Source organism: Confluentibacter lentus, assembly GCF_002806995.1.
GTDB lineage: Bacteria > Bacteroidota > Bacteroidia > Flavobacteriales > Flavobacteriaceae > Confluentibacter > Confluentibacter lentus.
On record NZ_NIHE01000008.1, the window covers coordinates 91,595 to 107,072 of the forward strand.

At 36.2% G+C, this 15,478-nt stretch carries 16 protein-coding genes; 9 read left to right on the forward strand and 7 right to left on the reverse strand.

The features are described 5' to 3' along the window. Positions 1 to 20 precede the first annotated feature (20 nt). On the forward strand, positions 21 to 410 hold the full coding sequence (locus tag CDH50_RS12765; RefSeq protein WP_100612672.1) for a DUF1398 domain-containing protein: 390 nt from the start codon (positions 21 to 23) through the stop codon (positions 408 to 410). A 35-nt stretch (positions 411 to 445) separates the two neighbouring features. Here CDH50_RS12765 and CDH50_RS12770 read toward each other — a convergent pair whose 3' ends face one another. Then, a complete protein-coding gene (locus tag CDH50_RS12770; RefSeq protein ID WP_100612673.1) occupies positions 446 to 1,240 on the reverse strand; it encodes a transglutaminase domain-containing protein in 795 nt (264 codons plus the stop codon). A gap of 332 nt (positions 1,241 to 1,572) precedes the next feature. On the opposite strand from CDH50_RS12770, the gene CDH50_RS12775 reads away from it, so the two are divergent. Next, positions 1,573 to 4,848 carry an Ig-like domain-containing protein gene (locus CDH50_RS12775; protein WP_100612674.1) on the forward strand — a complete coding sequence of 1,092 codons (3,276 nt, stop codon included), beginning with the start codon at positions 1,573 to 1,575 and terminating at the stop codon, positions 4,846 to 4,848. A gap of 6 nt (positions 4,849 to 4,854) precedes the next feature. Here the strand turns inward: CDH50_RS12775 and CDH50_RS12780 are convergent, their stop codons facing one another. Then, positions 4,855 to 5,529 (reverse strand): SIR2 family NAD-dependent protein deacylase, encoded by a 675-nt coding sequence (locus tag CDH50_RS12780; protein WP_100612675.1) that lies wholly within the window; start codon positions 5,527 to 5,529, stop codon positions 4,855 to 4,857. A 138-nt stretch (positions 5,530 to 5,667) separates the two neighbouring features. Here CDH50_RS12780 and CDH50_RS12785 point away from each other — a divergent pair, with 138 nt between their 5' ends. Further along, positions 5,668 to 6,327, forward strand: a complete 660-nt coding sequence (locus CDH50_RS12785) for a TrmH family RNA methyltransferase (protein WP_100612747.1) — start codon at positions 5,668 to 5,670, stop codon at positions 6,325 to 6,327. Between the two features lie 43 nt (positions 6,328 to 6,370). Next, entirely contained in the window at positions 6,371 to 6,898 is a 528-nt protein-coding gene (locus tag CDH50_RS12790) for an SRPBCC family protein (RefSeq protein ID WP_100612676.1), read from the forward strand. A gap of 5 nt (positions 6,899 to 6,903) precedes the next feature. Here CDH50_RS12790 and CDH50_RS12795 read toward each other — a convergent pair whose 3' ends face one another. Together CDH50_RS12795 and smpB are read right to left on the reverse strand one after the other, a co-directional pair. Beyond that, positions 6,904 to 7,437, reverse strand: a complete 534-nt coding sequence (locus tag CDH50_RS12795; RefSeq protein ID WP_100612677.1) for a hypothetical protein — start codon at positions 7,435 to 7,437, stop codon at positions 6,904 to 6,906. Continuing rightward, positions 7,437 to 7,895 carry an SsrA-binding protein SmpB gene (smpB, locus tag CDH50_RS12800; protein ID WP_100612678.1) on the reverse strand — a complete coding sequence of 153 codons (459 nt, stop codon included), beginning with the start codon at positions 7,893 to 7,895 and terminating at the stop codon, positions 7,437 to 7,439. The genes CDH50_RS12795 and smpB overlap by 1 nt, the downstream gene beginning before the upstream one ends. A 141-nt stretch (positions 7,896 to 8,036) precedes the next feature. Between smpB and CDH50_RS12805 the strand changes: the two genes are divergently transcribed. From CDH50_RS12805 to CDH50_RS12815, 3 genes are all read left to right on the forward strand, one after another. Next, a complete protein-coding gene (locus CDH50_RS12805; RefSeq protein WP_100612748.1) occupies positions 8,037 to 9,629 on the forward strand; it encodes a S41 family peptidase in 1,593 nt (530 codons plus the stop codon). A 103-nt stretch (positions 9,630 to 9,732) separates the two neighbouring features. Then, positions 9,733 to 11,133, forward strand: coding sequence for a dihydrolipoyl dehydrogenase (lpdA, locus tag CDH50_RS12810; protein WP_100612679.1), 1,401 nt, complete (start codon positions 9,733 to 9,735; stop codon positions 11,131 to 11,133). 130 nt (positions 11,134 to 11,263) lie between these two features. After that, entirely contained in the window at positions 11,264 to 12,199 is a 936-nt protein-coding gene (locus tag CDH50_RS12815) for an SMP-30/gluconolactonase/LRE family protein (RefSeq protein ID WP_198513496.1), read from the forward strand. Between the two features lie 79 nt (positions 12,200 to 12,278). On the opposite strand, the gene CDH50_RS12820 is transcribed toward CDH50_RS12815, so the two are convergent. Genes CDH50_RS12820 through CDH50_RS12830 form a run of 3 tightly spaced genes read right to left on the reverse strand, consistent with a single transcriptional unit; the run spans position 12,279 to position 14,348 of the window. Further along, positions 12,279 to 13,058, reverse strand: coding sequence for a S1/P1 nuclease (locus tag CDH50_RS12820; RefSeq protein ID WP_100612680.1), 780 nt, complete (start codon positions 13,056 to 13,058; stop codon positions 12,279 to 12,281). Positions 13,059 to 13,090: 32 nt separating this feature from the next. Further along, positions 13,091 to 13,579 (reverse strand): threonine/serine exporter family protein, encoded by a 489-nt coding sequence (locus CDH50_RS12825; protein WP_100612681.1) that lies wholly within the window; start codon positions 13,577 to 13,579, stop codon positions 13,091 to 13,093. 7 nt (positions 13,580 to 13,586) lie between these two features. Next, positions 13,587 to 14,348 carry a threonine/serine exporter family protein gene (locus CDH50_RS12830; RefSeq protein ID WP_100612682.1) on the reverse strand — a complete coding sequence of 254 codons (762 nt, stop codon included), beginning with the start codon at positions 14,346 to 14,348 and terminating at the stop codon, positions 13,587 to 13,589. 202 nt (positions 14,349 to 14,550) lie between these two features. On the opposite strand from CDH50_RS12830, the gene CDH50_RS12835 reads away from it, so the two are divergent. Together CDH50_RS12835 and CDH50_RS12840 are read left to right on the forward strand one after the other, a co-directional pair. After that, positions 14,551 to 15,102: an antibiotic biosynthesis monooxygenase gene (locus CDH50_RS12835; protein WP_100612683.1), complete on the forward strand. Its 552-nt coding sequence runs from the start codon at positions 14,551 to 14,553 to the stop codon at positions 15,100 to 15,102. Between the two features lie 29 nt (positions 15,103 to 15,131). Next, positions 15,132 to 15,476 carry a TfoX/Sxy family protein gene (locus CDH50_RS12840; protein ID WP_100612684.1) on the forward strand — a complete coding sequence of 115 codons (345 nt, stop codon included), beginning with the start codon at positions 15,132 to 15,134 and terminating at the stop codon, positions 15,474 to 15,476. The last annotated feature ends 2 nt before the right edge of the window (positions 15,477 to 15,478 follow it).

Genomic DNA, 15,478 nt, shown 5'->3' on the forward strand with positions numbered 1-15,478 from the left:
ACAATTAAAAATCAAAAGCAATGTTTACAGTAGAACAAATTAAAGCAGCACATAGTAAAGTGACCTCCGGGGCAGATTTCCCTGCATATATCAAAGACATTAAAGGATTAGGCATTACGCACTACGAAGCGTATGTCGCCGATGGTCATATTGATTATCACGGAGCTAATAATCATATGGCGAAAGTACCCGCCAAGTATGAGCCGTTAGTCATTGCTGAAACATCAAATGAAGCACAATTTAAATCGGATTTAAAAGCGCACCAAGAAGGTAAAACCAATTATCCGACGTTCTGTGAAGACTCGGCAAAATCAGGTATTGAAAAGTGGGTAGTTTGTATGGATGAAATGACTTGTACTTACTACGACAAAGCTGGGAATGAGATTTTGGTAGAAGAAATACCGCAATAAAAAACGGATTGAGTAATTATAAATAGAAAAATTAGCTACTTCCCATTTTCAAATTCTTCAACAGATATCACTTGTTTTATAGGAAATACAGACGGTCCAAATTGGTTAAACATAGGCACATCGGCAGCATCTCGTCCATAGCCAACAGACACATAGCCACCTTTTTGTTCGGTTTGTGTGGCATCAAAAACATACCAGCGCCCGCCCACATAAGCTTCAAACCAAGCATGCATATCCATCGGTTCTAAATCATGCAAATAGCCCACCACCAAACGTGCCGGAATACTTAAACTTCGGCATAGGGCAATACCCAAATGCGCTAAATCCCTGCAAACACCACTTTGCTTATAATTAACTTCAATAGCTGATATGGGATAATCACTACTTCTTGGAATATAACTTATGGTGTCTCGTAACCAAGATTCAATCGCTGCTACTTGGTCATAGCCAGGTAATTGGTCGGCAGTAATGCTGTTTGCCAAATCACTGAATCTATCAGACTCACAATAGCGGCTAGGCAATAAGTAATTTAGCATGGCATCAGGTAAATTCTGGATATCTACAAAGGGGGCGCCTGGTGCAACATCGACTAGATTGGCTGTTTTTACATCGGCTTCGGTGTAAATTTTAAACTCCCCAGCTGGAGCTAAAATACGTTGGCATAAATTACCAAAGCTATCGGTATATTCATAAGCTTGTAAATTGGGTTCTATCTTGTAAATTTCTCGGGCTACCCATTGTTGTGCACCGCTTCTTGGTCGTAACATTAAGATAAAAGGGGTGGGTATTTCAATATCAAATACCAATTCGCAGCTTACTTTTAACCACATAGTACTAAAGTGTCATAAAACCTGAGGGTTAGTAATAAAGGTTTTATCAAAAGTAGCTGATTTTAGTATGAATCATGTTAAATTTTGTTTATTAATTGACCCTCATATTTGTTGTTGTCATAAAAAAATATCTAATAAATTATCAACTGTGAATTTGGTTTTTTTTATTGATTTTTAGGCATATAAATAATCTTTAGAATAATATGATTTTTTTACTTCATAAAGAATAGAAACATTACTCGAACTTAAAGTCTATTTAATCGATTAGGTATTTGATAACTAGAATATTTTCCTATTTTTAACCATTCAACTTCTAATAAGAATAAATTTTGATGAGTAGGTTTGGGTTTTTAATCTCTTTTTTTTGTTTTATATGTTTTCAAGATGCGTTATCTCAAAACATACCTCCAAATATTAATGCTACGGGCGACCAATATTATTGCCCATTAACGCAAATACCCATAGTAACGAGTTTTGATATAACCGATCCAGATAATACAAGTATTGAATCGTTTAATATTCAAATTTCAACGGGTTATGTTAATGGAGTTGATAGGTTGTCTTTAGTGGGTTCACATCCAAACATTGTAGCTTCTTGGAATGCCAATACAGGTAAATTGAGATTGACGGGAGTTGGAGGAGCCGAAATGCTTTACACAGATTTGATAGCAGCCGTAAATGATGTTGTATATGAGAGTTTGTTTCCTACGACTTCGGGTGAAAAGTTTTTTTCCTTTACCATAGGCGATGCCAATTATTTACCGTCAACAGGTCATTATTACGAATATGTAGCAAGTTCTGGAATTTCTTGGTCTGCTGCAAGAACTGCTGCTGCCAATAGAACTTATTTTGGTCTGCAAGGATACTTAGCAACCATTTTAAGCCCTGAGGAAGCACAATTATCAGGAGAACAAGCCGGCGGTGTGGGTTGGCTAGGTGGCACAGATGAAGAAACCGAAGGTGTATGGAAATGGGTAACTGGGCCTGAGGCTGGAACTATTTTTTGGAATGGTGGCACGAATGGTACGACCCCGAATTATGCCAATTGGAATATTGGCGAACCCAATAATTTAGGTGGTAATGAAGATTACATCCACGTGACTTTTGGTGTAGGCACTCCGGGTTCTTGGAACGATTTACCCAATATAGGAGGTGTTAATAATTATTTTCCGCAAGGGTACATTGTTGAGTATGGCGGCATGCCTGGTGATCCAACTGTTGATATTTCGGCCAGCACTAAAATTACCATACCCTCAATTATAGCTACTACGGGTGCCACTAGGTGTGGTGTTGGTTCTTTAACTTTAGAGGCAGAAGCATCCATAGGTACCGTTGTGTGGTACGATGCTCCAACTGGAGGGACATCTGTTGGAACAGGAAATACGTTCAATACACCCAATATAAATTCAACAACAACATATTATGCCATGGCTTCGTACAATGGTTGTATGGAAGGCGTAAGGAGGCCTGTAGTTGCAACAATTAATCAAATACCCACCATTACTTCTACCACAAATGCCACCATTTGCGATGATGGTTCTACGGTGTTAAGAGCGACAGCAAGCTCAGGGACCATATCTTGGTATGATGCGTTAGTGGGAGGTAATTTAGTTGGTACTGGAAATGCATTTACAACACCAGTGGTGACAAACACAACAACATATTATGTGGATGCTACATTAAATGGTTGTTCGACCGCTACTAGGTCTGCTGTTACGGTAACGGTTCAAAAAACAACGGCTCCTACAGGGAATGCATTGCAGACGTTTTGTGATATAGAAAATGCAGCAGTTAGTAATTTGGTAGCTGCAGGAACCAATATTTTATGGTATGATGTAGCAACTGGAGGAGTGCCATTAAATCTTTCGGAAGTATTAACTTCCAAAACATATTACGCTACTCAAACGGAATTAGGTTGTGAGAGTAATACAAGATTAGTGGTAGATGTTATTATTTACAATACGGTAATTCCGCCTTTAAGCACCAATATACCAACATTGCAAGTTTGTGATACAAATACAGATGGTAATGATACCAATGGGTTTACTGAGTTTGATTTAACATTAAATGAAGCTATTGTCTTGAATGGAAGTGCGGCTTCCGATTTTCAAGTGAATTATTTTACAGATGTGGCTTATACCAATCAAGTATTGAATCCGACTGCCTTTGTTAATACAGTTCAGGACAATCAGATTATCTATGTGAGAATCAATAATAATTTAGACAATACCTGTTACACAGATACGTCTTTTTCAATTCAAGTTGATGCACTGCCTGTTATTCAATCATCAGTCATATTTAGAAATTGTGATGAAGATGGTACACCAGATGGTTTTACGGATTTTAATTTGAATGAAGTGAACGATATTATTACCAATGATAATTCAGCAAATTTGGAGTTTACATATTATCTAAATCCTGCCGAAGCTGATACTAAAACGAATGCAATTAATGCTGTGCCATTTAACAATACAACAGCAAACACCGTGTATGTTCGTGTAGAAAATACCAATGGCTGTTTCAGGGTTGCAACTGTAAACTTACAGGTTTCTACAACGTCATTTACCCCAGGATATATGCAAGAATTAGATTCTTGTGATGATGATGCCTTTATTGATGGATTGCATGAATTTGATTTAACTGTAGCTTCTCCCGACTTCATAAATCAATTCCCTGCAGGTCAAAATTTAACGGTGCATTATTACAGAAATTTAAGCGATGCCCAATTGGAACTCAATGAAATTATAAACCAAACCAATTATATGAGTGAAGTACCTTTTTCGCAAGTATTATATGTTCGTGTGGAAAGTGAGGATAATGGGGATTGTTTTGGTATTGGGCCACATTTAACGCTAACTGTAAATCCACGTCCAGAATTTGAGGTAGAACAATCCGAAGTCTATTGTTTTGATAATGCGCCAATAACCTTATCCACGTTCAATTCACAAGGGGCTTATACTTATGAATGGACCGATGCTAATGGCATCGTTGTAGGCAATTTGCCAAACATTACATTAAGTGAACCAGGAACCTATACGGTTATTGCCACATCAAGTTTAGGTTGTGAATCTTTTCCTGTTGTATTTCCTGTTGTGGAGTCGGCTATTGCCACTATTACTTTAGATGACGTGACTATTGTAGAACTTTCAGATAATAATTCCATTACGATTGCTACCAATAATCTGGGTATTGGGGATTATGAATTTGCTTTGGATGATAGTGTAGGACCTTATCAAGACGAACCTGTCTTTAATAATGTTGGAGCAGGGGTTCATACCGTTTATGTTAGGGATAAGAAAGGCTGTGGTATTGCAAGCTTAGAAGTTTTTGTACTGGGTTTTCCTAAATATTTCACGCCGAATGATGATGGCTATAATGATACATGGAATATTAAAGGCTTGAGCGATACCTTTTCCCAAGATTCCAAAGTTTTAATTTTTGACCGCTATGGCAAGTTGATAAAGCAATTAAATCCAAGAGGCGACGGTTGGAATGGTACGTTTAACGGACAGGAATTAACCGCGACAGACTATTGGTTTATTGTGGATTTGTTTGATGAAAACGGAAATAAAAAAACCTATCGTGGCCATTTTAGTTTGGTCAGATAAATTTTTCTAAAGTAATTCCTTAAGTTTTAAAACACCTACAGTTGCGGTTTCGGGAATAACGGTTAGGTTTTGTTTGTTGCTTAAAGTTGGCTTGGGGTCAATATAAAAGATAGGTGTATTCGGTGCCACATAATGCATCAAACCTGCTGCAGGATAAACTTGCATGGAGGTACCAATAATCACTAAAATATCGGCAGTTTTGCAAATACGCATGGCATTTTCAATCATGGGTACCTCTTCACCAAACCATACAATATGCGGACGTAATTGATGCCCTTTTTTACAAAAATCGCCTAAAACAACATCGGTTTTCCATTCAAAAATATCATTATCATCATAGGTACTTCGTACTTTAAGCAATTCACCATGTAAATGGATGACGTTGGTGCTACCCGCGCGTTCATGCAAATCATCCACATTTTGTGTGATGATGGATACTTTATAATCTTTTTCAAAAGCAGCTAAACCGACATGGGCAGGGTTGGGGTCGACTTCAAACAATTGCCTTCTGCGTTGGTTGTAAAAATCTAATACCAACTCCGGATTTCTAGCAAAGCCTTCGGGAGTCGCAACTTCCATTATATCATGACCTTCCCATAAACCATCGGCATCTCTAAAGGTTTTAATACCGCTTTCGGCACTGATGCCTGCCCCTGTTAATACAACTAAATGTTTTTTCATCGGTATAAAAATAGTCAATTTATGGTCATTGCGAGAAGGCACGACGAAGCAATCTGCTTACTTTTTTGTTATTATTTAATGAGATTACTTCGTCACTTCATTCCTCGTAATGACGAAAACTTTATTAATTTTGGAAATATGATTGACCTAAAACTTTTAGAGCATTTAGAAACCTTTTTAACCGATTCCCGAAGGGAAAAGTTTAAAAAAGTGCTGGCACAGCGTACCAAACATTTTACGGTCGCGACCGAAGACGTGTATCAATTGCATAATACCAGTGCCGTTATTAGAACCTGCGATGTGTTTGGCATTCAAGCAGTTCAAATTATTGAAGAGCGCAATACCAAACGTATTGATAGGGAAATTGCCATGGGTGCACAAAAATGGGTGGATGTCAATCGGTTTCACTCGGTTACAGATTGTATTGCGGACATGAAACAAAAAGGGTATCAAATTGTGGCTACCACACCGCATACCAACGATTGTGTTTTGCATGATTTTGATATTTCCAAAAAATCCTGTTTTTTCTTTGGAAGGGAAGTGGAAGGTCTATCGCAAGAGGTATTGGATGCAGCCGACTGTTATTTAAAAATCCCCATGGTGGGCTTTACGGAAAGTTTGAATATTTCGGTATCTGCTGCGATTATTTTGCAGCATGTGACTTCCAAGTTAAGGCAATCAAATATTAATTGGCAACTATCAGAACACGAGATTCTTGAAAAACGTTTGGATTGGACGAAAAAAAGCACTCGAAGTTATGAAGACATAATAAAAAAATTTTATGAGTCTTTAAAATGATTATCTTTAAAGTAACTAACTAACTAACTAATCCTGCCTCATTATGTTTTTATTTTTTGCTATTTTAATGATTGCCACAACACTTTTTATATTGGTTATAGCCATTCCGAAGTATTTTAATATTAGCAGAAATATTGTCATTAATAAACCAGCAAATGAAGTTTTTGAGTATTTAAAATTCATTAAAAATCAAGATGAGTGGTCACCTTGGAAAAAGAAAGATCCTGAAATGAAACAAAGTTATACAGGTGTTGATGGTAAAATTGGTTTTATTGCTAAATGGGAAGGTAACAAAGACGTTGGCTCTGGCGAACAGGAAATTACACGTATTGTTGAAAATGAAGTCATTGAAACGAAATTACGGTTTTATAAACCATGGAAATCGGAATCGGATGCTTATATAAAAATAAAAGGCTTAGATAAATATAATTCTACCATTGTGACATGGGGTTTTTCTGGAAAAAACAAAACATTATCCAGTATATTTTTCTTATTATTTAATATGGAGAAAGCGATTGGAGAGGATTTTGAAAAGGGTTTAGTAAGTTTAAAAAAAATGTTAGAAGAATAAAAAAATCAGTTTGGCAAATACGCCTCAGGAATGGGATTGTCTCTGGTTTCCTGTGTCCAATACAAATTAACAATCCACCAACGTTTACCATCATTCCATAACTGTATACTGTTAATGCCACGCATGAAAGGTTTTTTGTCCGTCACATTATAAAAACATTCATAAGTACTAAACACTTGCGCCATATTTCCAAATATATTTACGGTTCTGTGAATTTCCTTTTCAAAAAAACCATTCGTTTCCAGCCACTTCCCAGAATTTTTAATATAATCATCTGGTTTCATGTAGGTTATTTTGGTTTCACGATTTGTATCTTTTCCAGCGGCTATTAATTTGGCATCTGGTGTAAATAAAAATTTGAATTGTTCCCAATGGCGTTTTTTTCCTATTTCACCAGAAATAACATTGTAAAGTGTTTTTATGGTATTATCTATAGTTAAAACAGAGGTAATGTCAACAGGCGTTTTGGTTTCTTTTTCTTGGGCATTTAATGTAACCGTAAAGAGAATTGTTAATATGAGTGAGGCAAACGTTTTCATTATTTAAATATTTTTTTAACGCGGTCTAAATCCCTTTTGTTATCGCGGTCTTTAATGGTTTCGCGTTTGTCATACAATTTTTTACCTTTTGCTAAAGCGATATCCATTTTTGCAAGGCCTTTTTCATTAAGAAATAATCGTAAAGGAATGATGGTGAGTCCGCTAGTTTGCACCTCTTTAAGCAACTTTTTAAGTTCTTTTTTGCTCAATAGCAACTTTCGTTCCGCTTTTGGTCGGTGATTGTAATAATTACCAAAAGCATATTCTTCAATGGTCATATTAATGACAAATAGTTCACCTTGCTCATTAAACTCACAAAAACTTTCGGCAATAGACGCTTTGCTGCTGCGTATGGATTTTATTTCGGTGCCCGTTAATACAATACCAGCCGTGTACGTATCTATGATTTCAAATAGAAAGCGCGCTTTTTTGTTTTGTATGTTAATGTTTTTTTGCATGGGGCACAAAATTACACAAATTTATGAGTTTTTAAATGGGTGTTGCTTCCGAAAAAATAATTTAGGCGTTAAAGCATGCGGCAAAACCATTATTTTAAACAAAATACAGTTATTTTAGCAGAAGGATTCCGAATTTATTTCATGAGAAAAACGATTCTATTCATATCTTTTTTATTGATGCTAATGTCTTGTAAAAGCATTAAAAATTACAATGCGGAAATAACAAGGTTACATCCTGTAAGCGATTTACAAAAAGATGTCGATAAATTATACAATCAGTTGCAAAAGCATCATCCCAGATTGTATCAATATACCAGTAGGGAAGTTTTGGATTTTAAGTTTGATAGTTTAAAACAATCCATTACAGAACCTATGGATTCCCGCGAATTTTATAAAAAATTAGCACCGGTGGTGAGTCATGTGAGGCAAGGTCATATTTCGGTAGGTTCTGCAAATAAGAGATATACTAGAAAAGAATCAAAGAAACTTAAAAAGCAAAAGTTTGAGTTTTATGATTTGGATTTAGACTATTTACAAAATAAGCTTTGGGTAAAGGGTGTTAAAGGAAGGGATTCGTCAGTCGTGGGAAGCGAGGTTATTAAAATAGAAAATGACTCCATATCGGATTTGATAAAAGCTTATAAAAACCGATTTTCATCTGATGGTTTTAACGCCACGTTGCATGATCGATCTGTAGGGAAGTATTTTTCCAGTTTTTATTTCAAGGATAAAGGATTTATGGATAGTCTGCAAATTTCTTTCAAGAAAAGCGATTCCATATTCACAAAAACATTCAGGCGCATTTTAAAAGAAGACCCCACTAAAAAGAAAGATTCAACCACTGTTTCAAAAAGAATAAAATTAACAAAGGCAGAAAAAAAGGCTGCCAAATTAGCGGCAAAACAAAAAAGAAAGTTTAACAGAAAACATGGTTATATAGCCGAAACAAAAAATTACACTCGTAATTTCCGATTTATGGAAACAGATAGTTTGGTGGCTTGTATGAACCTTAGAAGTTTCACAAATGGTACTTATAGAAAGTTTTACAAAGAAAGTTTTCATAAATTAGATTCTGCCAAAACCAAACATTTAATCTTGGATTTAAGGGATAATGGTGGTGGCAGAATATCAGAAATCAATTATTTATATGCTTATTTAACCAACACTGACTATCAATTTTTAGAAGATAGTGAAGTCAAAAGTCGGACACCATTTTTAACAGCAGCCATGAGTAATACCACACCCAATAGTTTGAAAGTACTATCGGCTATCGTGTCGCCTATAGTCGTAATTCATAACCTCATTAAGACAAAAAGAAAAGATGGTAAATTGTATTATTCATTTAAGTACACGAAACCAAAAAGTCCAAAACCAAATCATTTTAAAGGTGAAATATACGTGCTTATTAATGGGAATTCGTTTTCGGCATCCTCATTAATTTCAACACATTTGCAAGCAACCAAAAGAGCTATTTTTGTAGGTGAAGAAACTGGTGGCGCTTACAATGGTACTGTGGCAGGCATTTACAAAATTTACGAATTACCAACCACCAAACTTAAAGTTCGTATGGGTTTAATGCAGATTGACGCACCGTACAAACAAACGCCAGATGGTTATGGTGTAAAACCTGATGTAGCGATTGTGCCGACTTCGGAAGATGTTTTTTTAAAAAAAGATGTAGAATTGGAATGGGTATTGAATCACATTACTGAAAAAGAAAATAAGCCTCATTAATATCATAAAATCGCTTTATAAATAAGTGTTTTTTATTGCCTTCACATAAAACATTTGTATTTTTGTGTTTCATTTTTTAATCAACGAATATCAAAATCATACTATGAATTCATACGATGTAGCCGTAATTGGCTCGGGTCCAGGAGGATATGTTGCAGCCATACGTTGCGCTCAATTAGGCATGAAAACGGCCATAATAGAAAAATATGCAACCCTTGGTGGTACGTGTTTAAATGTAGGGTGTATACCAAGTAAAGCACTTTTAGATTCTTCGCACCATTATGAAGATGCCGTGAAACATTTTGAAGAGCATGGTATTGAGATTCCAGGGGATATTAAAGTGAATTTAGAAAAAATGATTGCCCGTAAACAATCTGTTGTTGATCAAACAGTTGGCGGTATTGATTTTTTAATGAACAAGAATAAAATTGATGTATATCGTGGTGTGGGCAGTTTTAAAGATGCGACCCATATTACCATTACTGGTGAAAAAAATATTGAAATTGAAGCAAAAAACACCATCATTGCTACCGGTAGTAAACCATCAAACTTACCATTTATCAATTTAGATAAGGAGCGTATTATTACGTCAACTGAAGCCTTGAAACTTAAAGAAATACCTAAACATTTAATCGTCATTGGCGGTGGTGTGATTGGATTGGAACTTGGACAAGTATACAAACGTTTGGGTTCAGAAGTGACGGTTATTGAGTATTTAGATAGAATCATCCCAACGATGGATGCTGGTTTATCTAAAGAACTGACTAAAGTACTAAAGAAACAAAAGTTTACTATTAATACATCCCATAAAGTAAAATCTGTTGAGCGTAAAGGCAATGAAGTTATTGTGAAGGCAGATGATAAAAAAGGTAATGAAATAGAATTTAAAGGCGATTATTGCTTGGTTTCTGTGGGCCGTCGTCCATATACTGACGGACTGAATGCTGAAGCTGCGGGTGTGAAAGTAACGGACAGAGGACAAATTGAAGTCAACGACCATTTACAAACAACAGCAAAAAACATTTATGCGATTGGTGACGTGGTAAAAGGCGCCATGTTAGCGCATAAAGCGGAAGAAGAAGGTGTTTTTGTTGCAGAAACCATTGCTGGACAAAAACCACACATTGATTATAATTTAATTCCGGGCGTGGTTTACACATGGCCAGAAGTTGCCAGTGTTGGTAAAACTGAGGAACAATTGCAAGAAGCAAAAGTAGACTATAAAGTCGGCTCTTTCCCCATGCGTGCGTTGGGTAGAAGTAGAGCGAGTATGGACTTGGATGGTTTTGTGAAAATTCTAGCGGACAAGAAAACAGATGAAATTTTAGGCGTTCACATGATTGGTGCTCGTGCTGCGGATATGATTGCAGAAGCAGTAGTGGCTATGGAATACAGAGCCAGTGCCGAAGATGTTTCAAGAATGTCGCATGCACACCCAACATTTACAGAAGCTATTAAAGAAGCTGCTTTAGCCGCTACAGGCGATAGGGCTTTGCATATGTAATATTCCCGAGCAGGAGGGAATCTTTTGATAGCAAAAAAGCAAACCTAATTGGTTTGCTTTTTTGTTTTTATACCAAAAAATTGCCATTAACCCCATAAAAAACTAAATTAGCTTAACTAAACTAAAAACAATGAATACACGACCATTTTTTACCAAACTCCCTTTTCAACACATTTCAATAGGTGTTATTTCAATAATGTTAACCTTATCTTTTAGTGGATGTGGTTCTGATATTCAATTCCCGATTAAAGTCGGTGAAAATCCAGAAAGCATCACAAAAGGATTTAACGATAACTATTACATCACCGTTATGAACGGCAGTGAAGAAGGCGATGCTGAGTTGGTTGAAATGTCTCCAGATGGCACATTAAAGGTTTTTGCCAAAGGATTTAATGAACCCAAAGGAATTGCTTATGTGGGCGGACATTTATATTTTTCGGATGTGACACGGGTTTGGAAAGTAGATAAGGATGGCAACACCAGTATTTTGGCTGATAAGGCAGATTTTCCAGAAGACGTTTTGTATTTAAATGACGTGTCGGTAGATGGCGAAGGTAAAGGCATTTATGTCGTTGATATGGGAGCAACAAAGTTCATGAGGGATGAAAACAATAATCTTTGGCCGCTTGATAGTGAACAAGCGAAGTTGGTGCCAGAATTGGGACGCATTTACCATATTGATTTAGAAGGTAACGTCACCATTGCCCAAAATACATCACCTTTATTGCTGAATCCAAATGGCGTAGGGATTGATAATGATGGCAATATGATGGTAGGTGAATTTTTTAAGGGTAATTTTTTGGTTACAAGAAACGGCCAATTAACCCCACTTAAAGGGCAGTTTCGTGGCGCGGATGCGGTTGAGCAAGATAGTAAAGGGAATTATTATGTGAGCAGCTGGCAACAAGGTAAAGTTTGGAAAATTGATGGTAAAACAGAGGAATCTACGATATTAATTGAGGGCTTGGAATCTGCGGCCGACTTTTATTTGGAAGAAGATAAAGGACGTTTATTATTGCCTGATATGAAAACGGGATTGTTGCATGCGGTTGATATTAATAATTAAAATCAGGTTCTATAAATAATTGTAGTAAAAAAAACGGGGTTTTTAAAACCCCGTTTTTTTATTTAATCACCCCATTATATTAAAACAACTCATTCAAAGTCTTAGCCAATCTCACACCAGCAATTTGTAATTGTTTACGAGCCACGTTCATGTATTTATAGGAGTACTCATAACGTAAATTGTCACCTGGTTTTACATTCGCATAAACCTCTCTTGTCAGTTTGTGAGTATCGTTCACCCAATCAATCACGGTTCCTTTTTGAAGTTCCTTAATCGCGTCTTTCGTTAAATAATCTTCGTTTTTTGCCAATTCCAAATAACCCATCCCATAATCATCAATCATTTTGCTGTCCCAAACACTATGCAAATTGGTATCGTTGTAAAACCATTGCAACTTAAAGTCGTTGCCGCCTCTGTCTTCTTCAAGCGCCACATGCAAGGGCTGGTGCAAATCGCCTATAAAATGGATGAGGAGTTTCAAATAAAAGGCTTTGTCATCATTAGAAGCATTTTTGTTTAGGATCACCGATTTACAAAACGCAATGCCAGAAACCAAATCCCCTTCAGGATGTTGTTTGGGCACATCGTAATCCGCTTCCATGGGCATGTTAACGTAATGCCAGGTGCTGAATTTATCGTAACGCTTATCGGATTTGATTTCATCACCAAAAGTAGATGCCAACGCTAAGGATTGATTATTAAGAAGTTTCTTTAGTTTGCGTTTTGTTTTGGACGTGAGATAATGACTGGCAATTTCCCCAACGGTTCGATGTCCTGTGGCACCCCAATCATCTTCAGCATGCATTCGAAAAGAATATATAAACAAGAAAGCTAGTAATAGGGGAAGTGATTTTTTCATTTTCTAAAATTAATATGTAACAATTAACCGTGTTAATCTTCAATTTTCTTAACCGTATTTTTTCGCAACAAAAGCATCGGCAACGAAATACCCGCCGCTATCGAAATTAGTATGAATAACATAGTAAATCCATTGGCGAAAATAGCATCTATCAGTTCCATGCGTTTGGCTTGATTGGCTTCCATAAAGATGAAATTCATAACCGATAAAACGGTTTCATACGCAAAATAACCGGGTATCATGGGGATGGTTGGGGGAATACAAAACACAACGGGCGGATGGTGTATTTTATGGGCAACGGGCATACAAATAATGCCAATAAAAAAAACAGCAATAAAAGTTGCCAATACAATATGGACATTAAAATGCATCAACGCAAATTTTATAAAACCCGCCGTAAAACCTAATATAAAAACGGTAGGTACAACTCCTTTAGGCATATTAAATAAGATGCCAAAACCCAAAGCCGCTATACCCGACCAAGCAGCAACTTCTAATAAATTTAAAATGATTGTTAGCATATTAATGTCATTGAAATAAAAGCATGGCAATAAAAAGGCCTAAGGCGATGGCAAGTACCGTCATTAATCCTGTTGTATACCTTACCAAACCGTTAATAATGTTATTATCTAAAAAGTCCGTAAACGAATTTATCAAGGCTACCCCTGGCACCAAAAATAAAATAGAAGTCGCTAGTGCTGTTTCAGGATTCGCTCCTAATTTAAAAACAATGCCTAATGACGCCAAAACAGAAGCGATAAGCGATGCCGAAAAAATACGCAGGTACACATTGTATCCTTCTCTATGTGTCAATTGAAAAATAAGTAACCCGATAAATGTGCTGGCAAATGCCACGCCCATATTTATATAATCACCACTAAAAATATTGCAAAATCCAGCACCCGCTAAACTAACGGCGATAAGAACGACTAGCTTCGGATATCGTTTCTGTTTTTTAATGGCTTCAATTTCTTTGGCAATTTGGTCTATGTTCCAATCCTCTTCCACAGCGGTCCAACTGGCTTTACTTATAGCCGAAATAATGGAGAAATTAATGGCATACGGTGGAATATTTTTAACGCGGGTACAACTTAAAGTAGAGTTGTCTTCATAAACTGTCATAACAATAGTTTTATGACTTATAAAGCAGGACGTATTACAATGTAATGCTGAAGCAAATCGGTCGATACTCAAATTCACTCGGTTGGTATTAGCCCCAGAAACCATCAAAAGTGATGAGATTTCTAAAAGCAAATCCACGGTTTTTATAAGTTCCTTTGAAGAATCCATCGATTGTTTTAAATCAGTAAACGGTGTGTAAATTTAGTGTTTTTTATAGGCTTTTCGGACATATTTTTTGGGAAAATAATTTTATTTTGAATGCTTATTTGGTTTAGGACTATTAGATATTTTTAATGCCCTTTAAATTAATTCCTTACTTTAGATATCGCTAAAAAGAGTGAATGACATTGAAAAAAAATATTTTTAATTTATGAAAAAGCAAGGCGCATCGGTTGTGATATCCCACCATATTTTAGAGGGCAAGCATGAAGCATATGAAGCATGGTTAAGTGAGATTGCACCTATTTGTAAAAGTTATCCCGGGCATATAGATTGGCAAATTATCCGACCTATCCCAAATTTAACGTTTATATATACCGTTATCATCAGATTTGATACCATTGAAAACCTTAAGAATTGGATGGAATCCCAAGACAGAAAGCGATTGATTGAAAAAGCAAAACCGCTTTTTGCTAAAGACGATCATTATTACATCAATAGTGGCTTGGACTTTTTGTTTGTATCTGAAACCGAAAAATCAAATCCACCGGCACGTTGGAAACAATATTTGGTGACATGGTCTGCCATATTTCCTTTGGCGTTTGGCATTCCACTAATTATTCTACCTCTGTTAAGAATGATTTCCGTTCCAAAGTTTCCTGTTTTAGATACTTTGGTTATTACGGGCCTTATAGTGTGGTTAATGGTTTATGTGGTTATGCCAAACTACACCAAATTGATAAAGAATTGGTTGTACAAATAGTTTTAGCTTAAAATTTTAAAAATTAAATAATGGCTTACAATGTAAAAGTGGCAGATAGAGTTAGGGAATATTTAGCAAAGTCTACAGACAAAAACATAGAAGAGAAAAAAATGTTTGCAGGTCTTGCCTTTATGGTAAACGACAAGATGTGTGTAAATGTGAGTGGCGACAACCTAATGTGCCGTTTTGATTCTAAAAGAATAGAAGAGGTTTCTTCAAAAATTGGTTATCAACCTATGGTAATGAAGGGTAGAGAATATAAAGGTTATTGCTACGTCGCTTCAGAAGGATTTCAAACCAAACAAGATTTTGAATATTGGCTGAATTTATGTTTAAGCTTTAATAACGAAGCAAAATCTTCCAAAAAGAAATAACA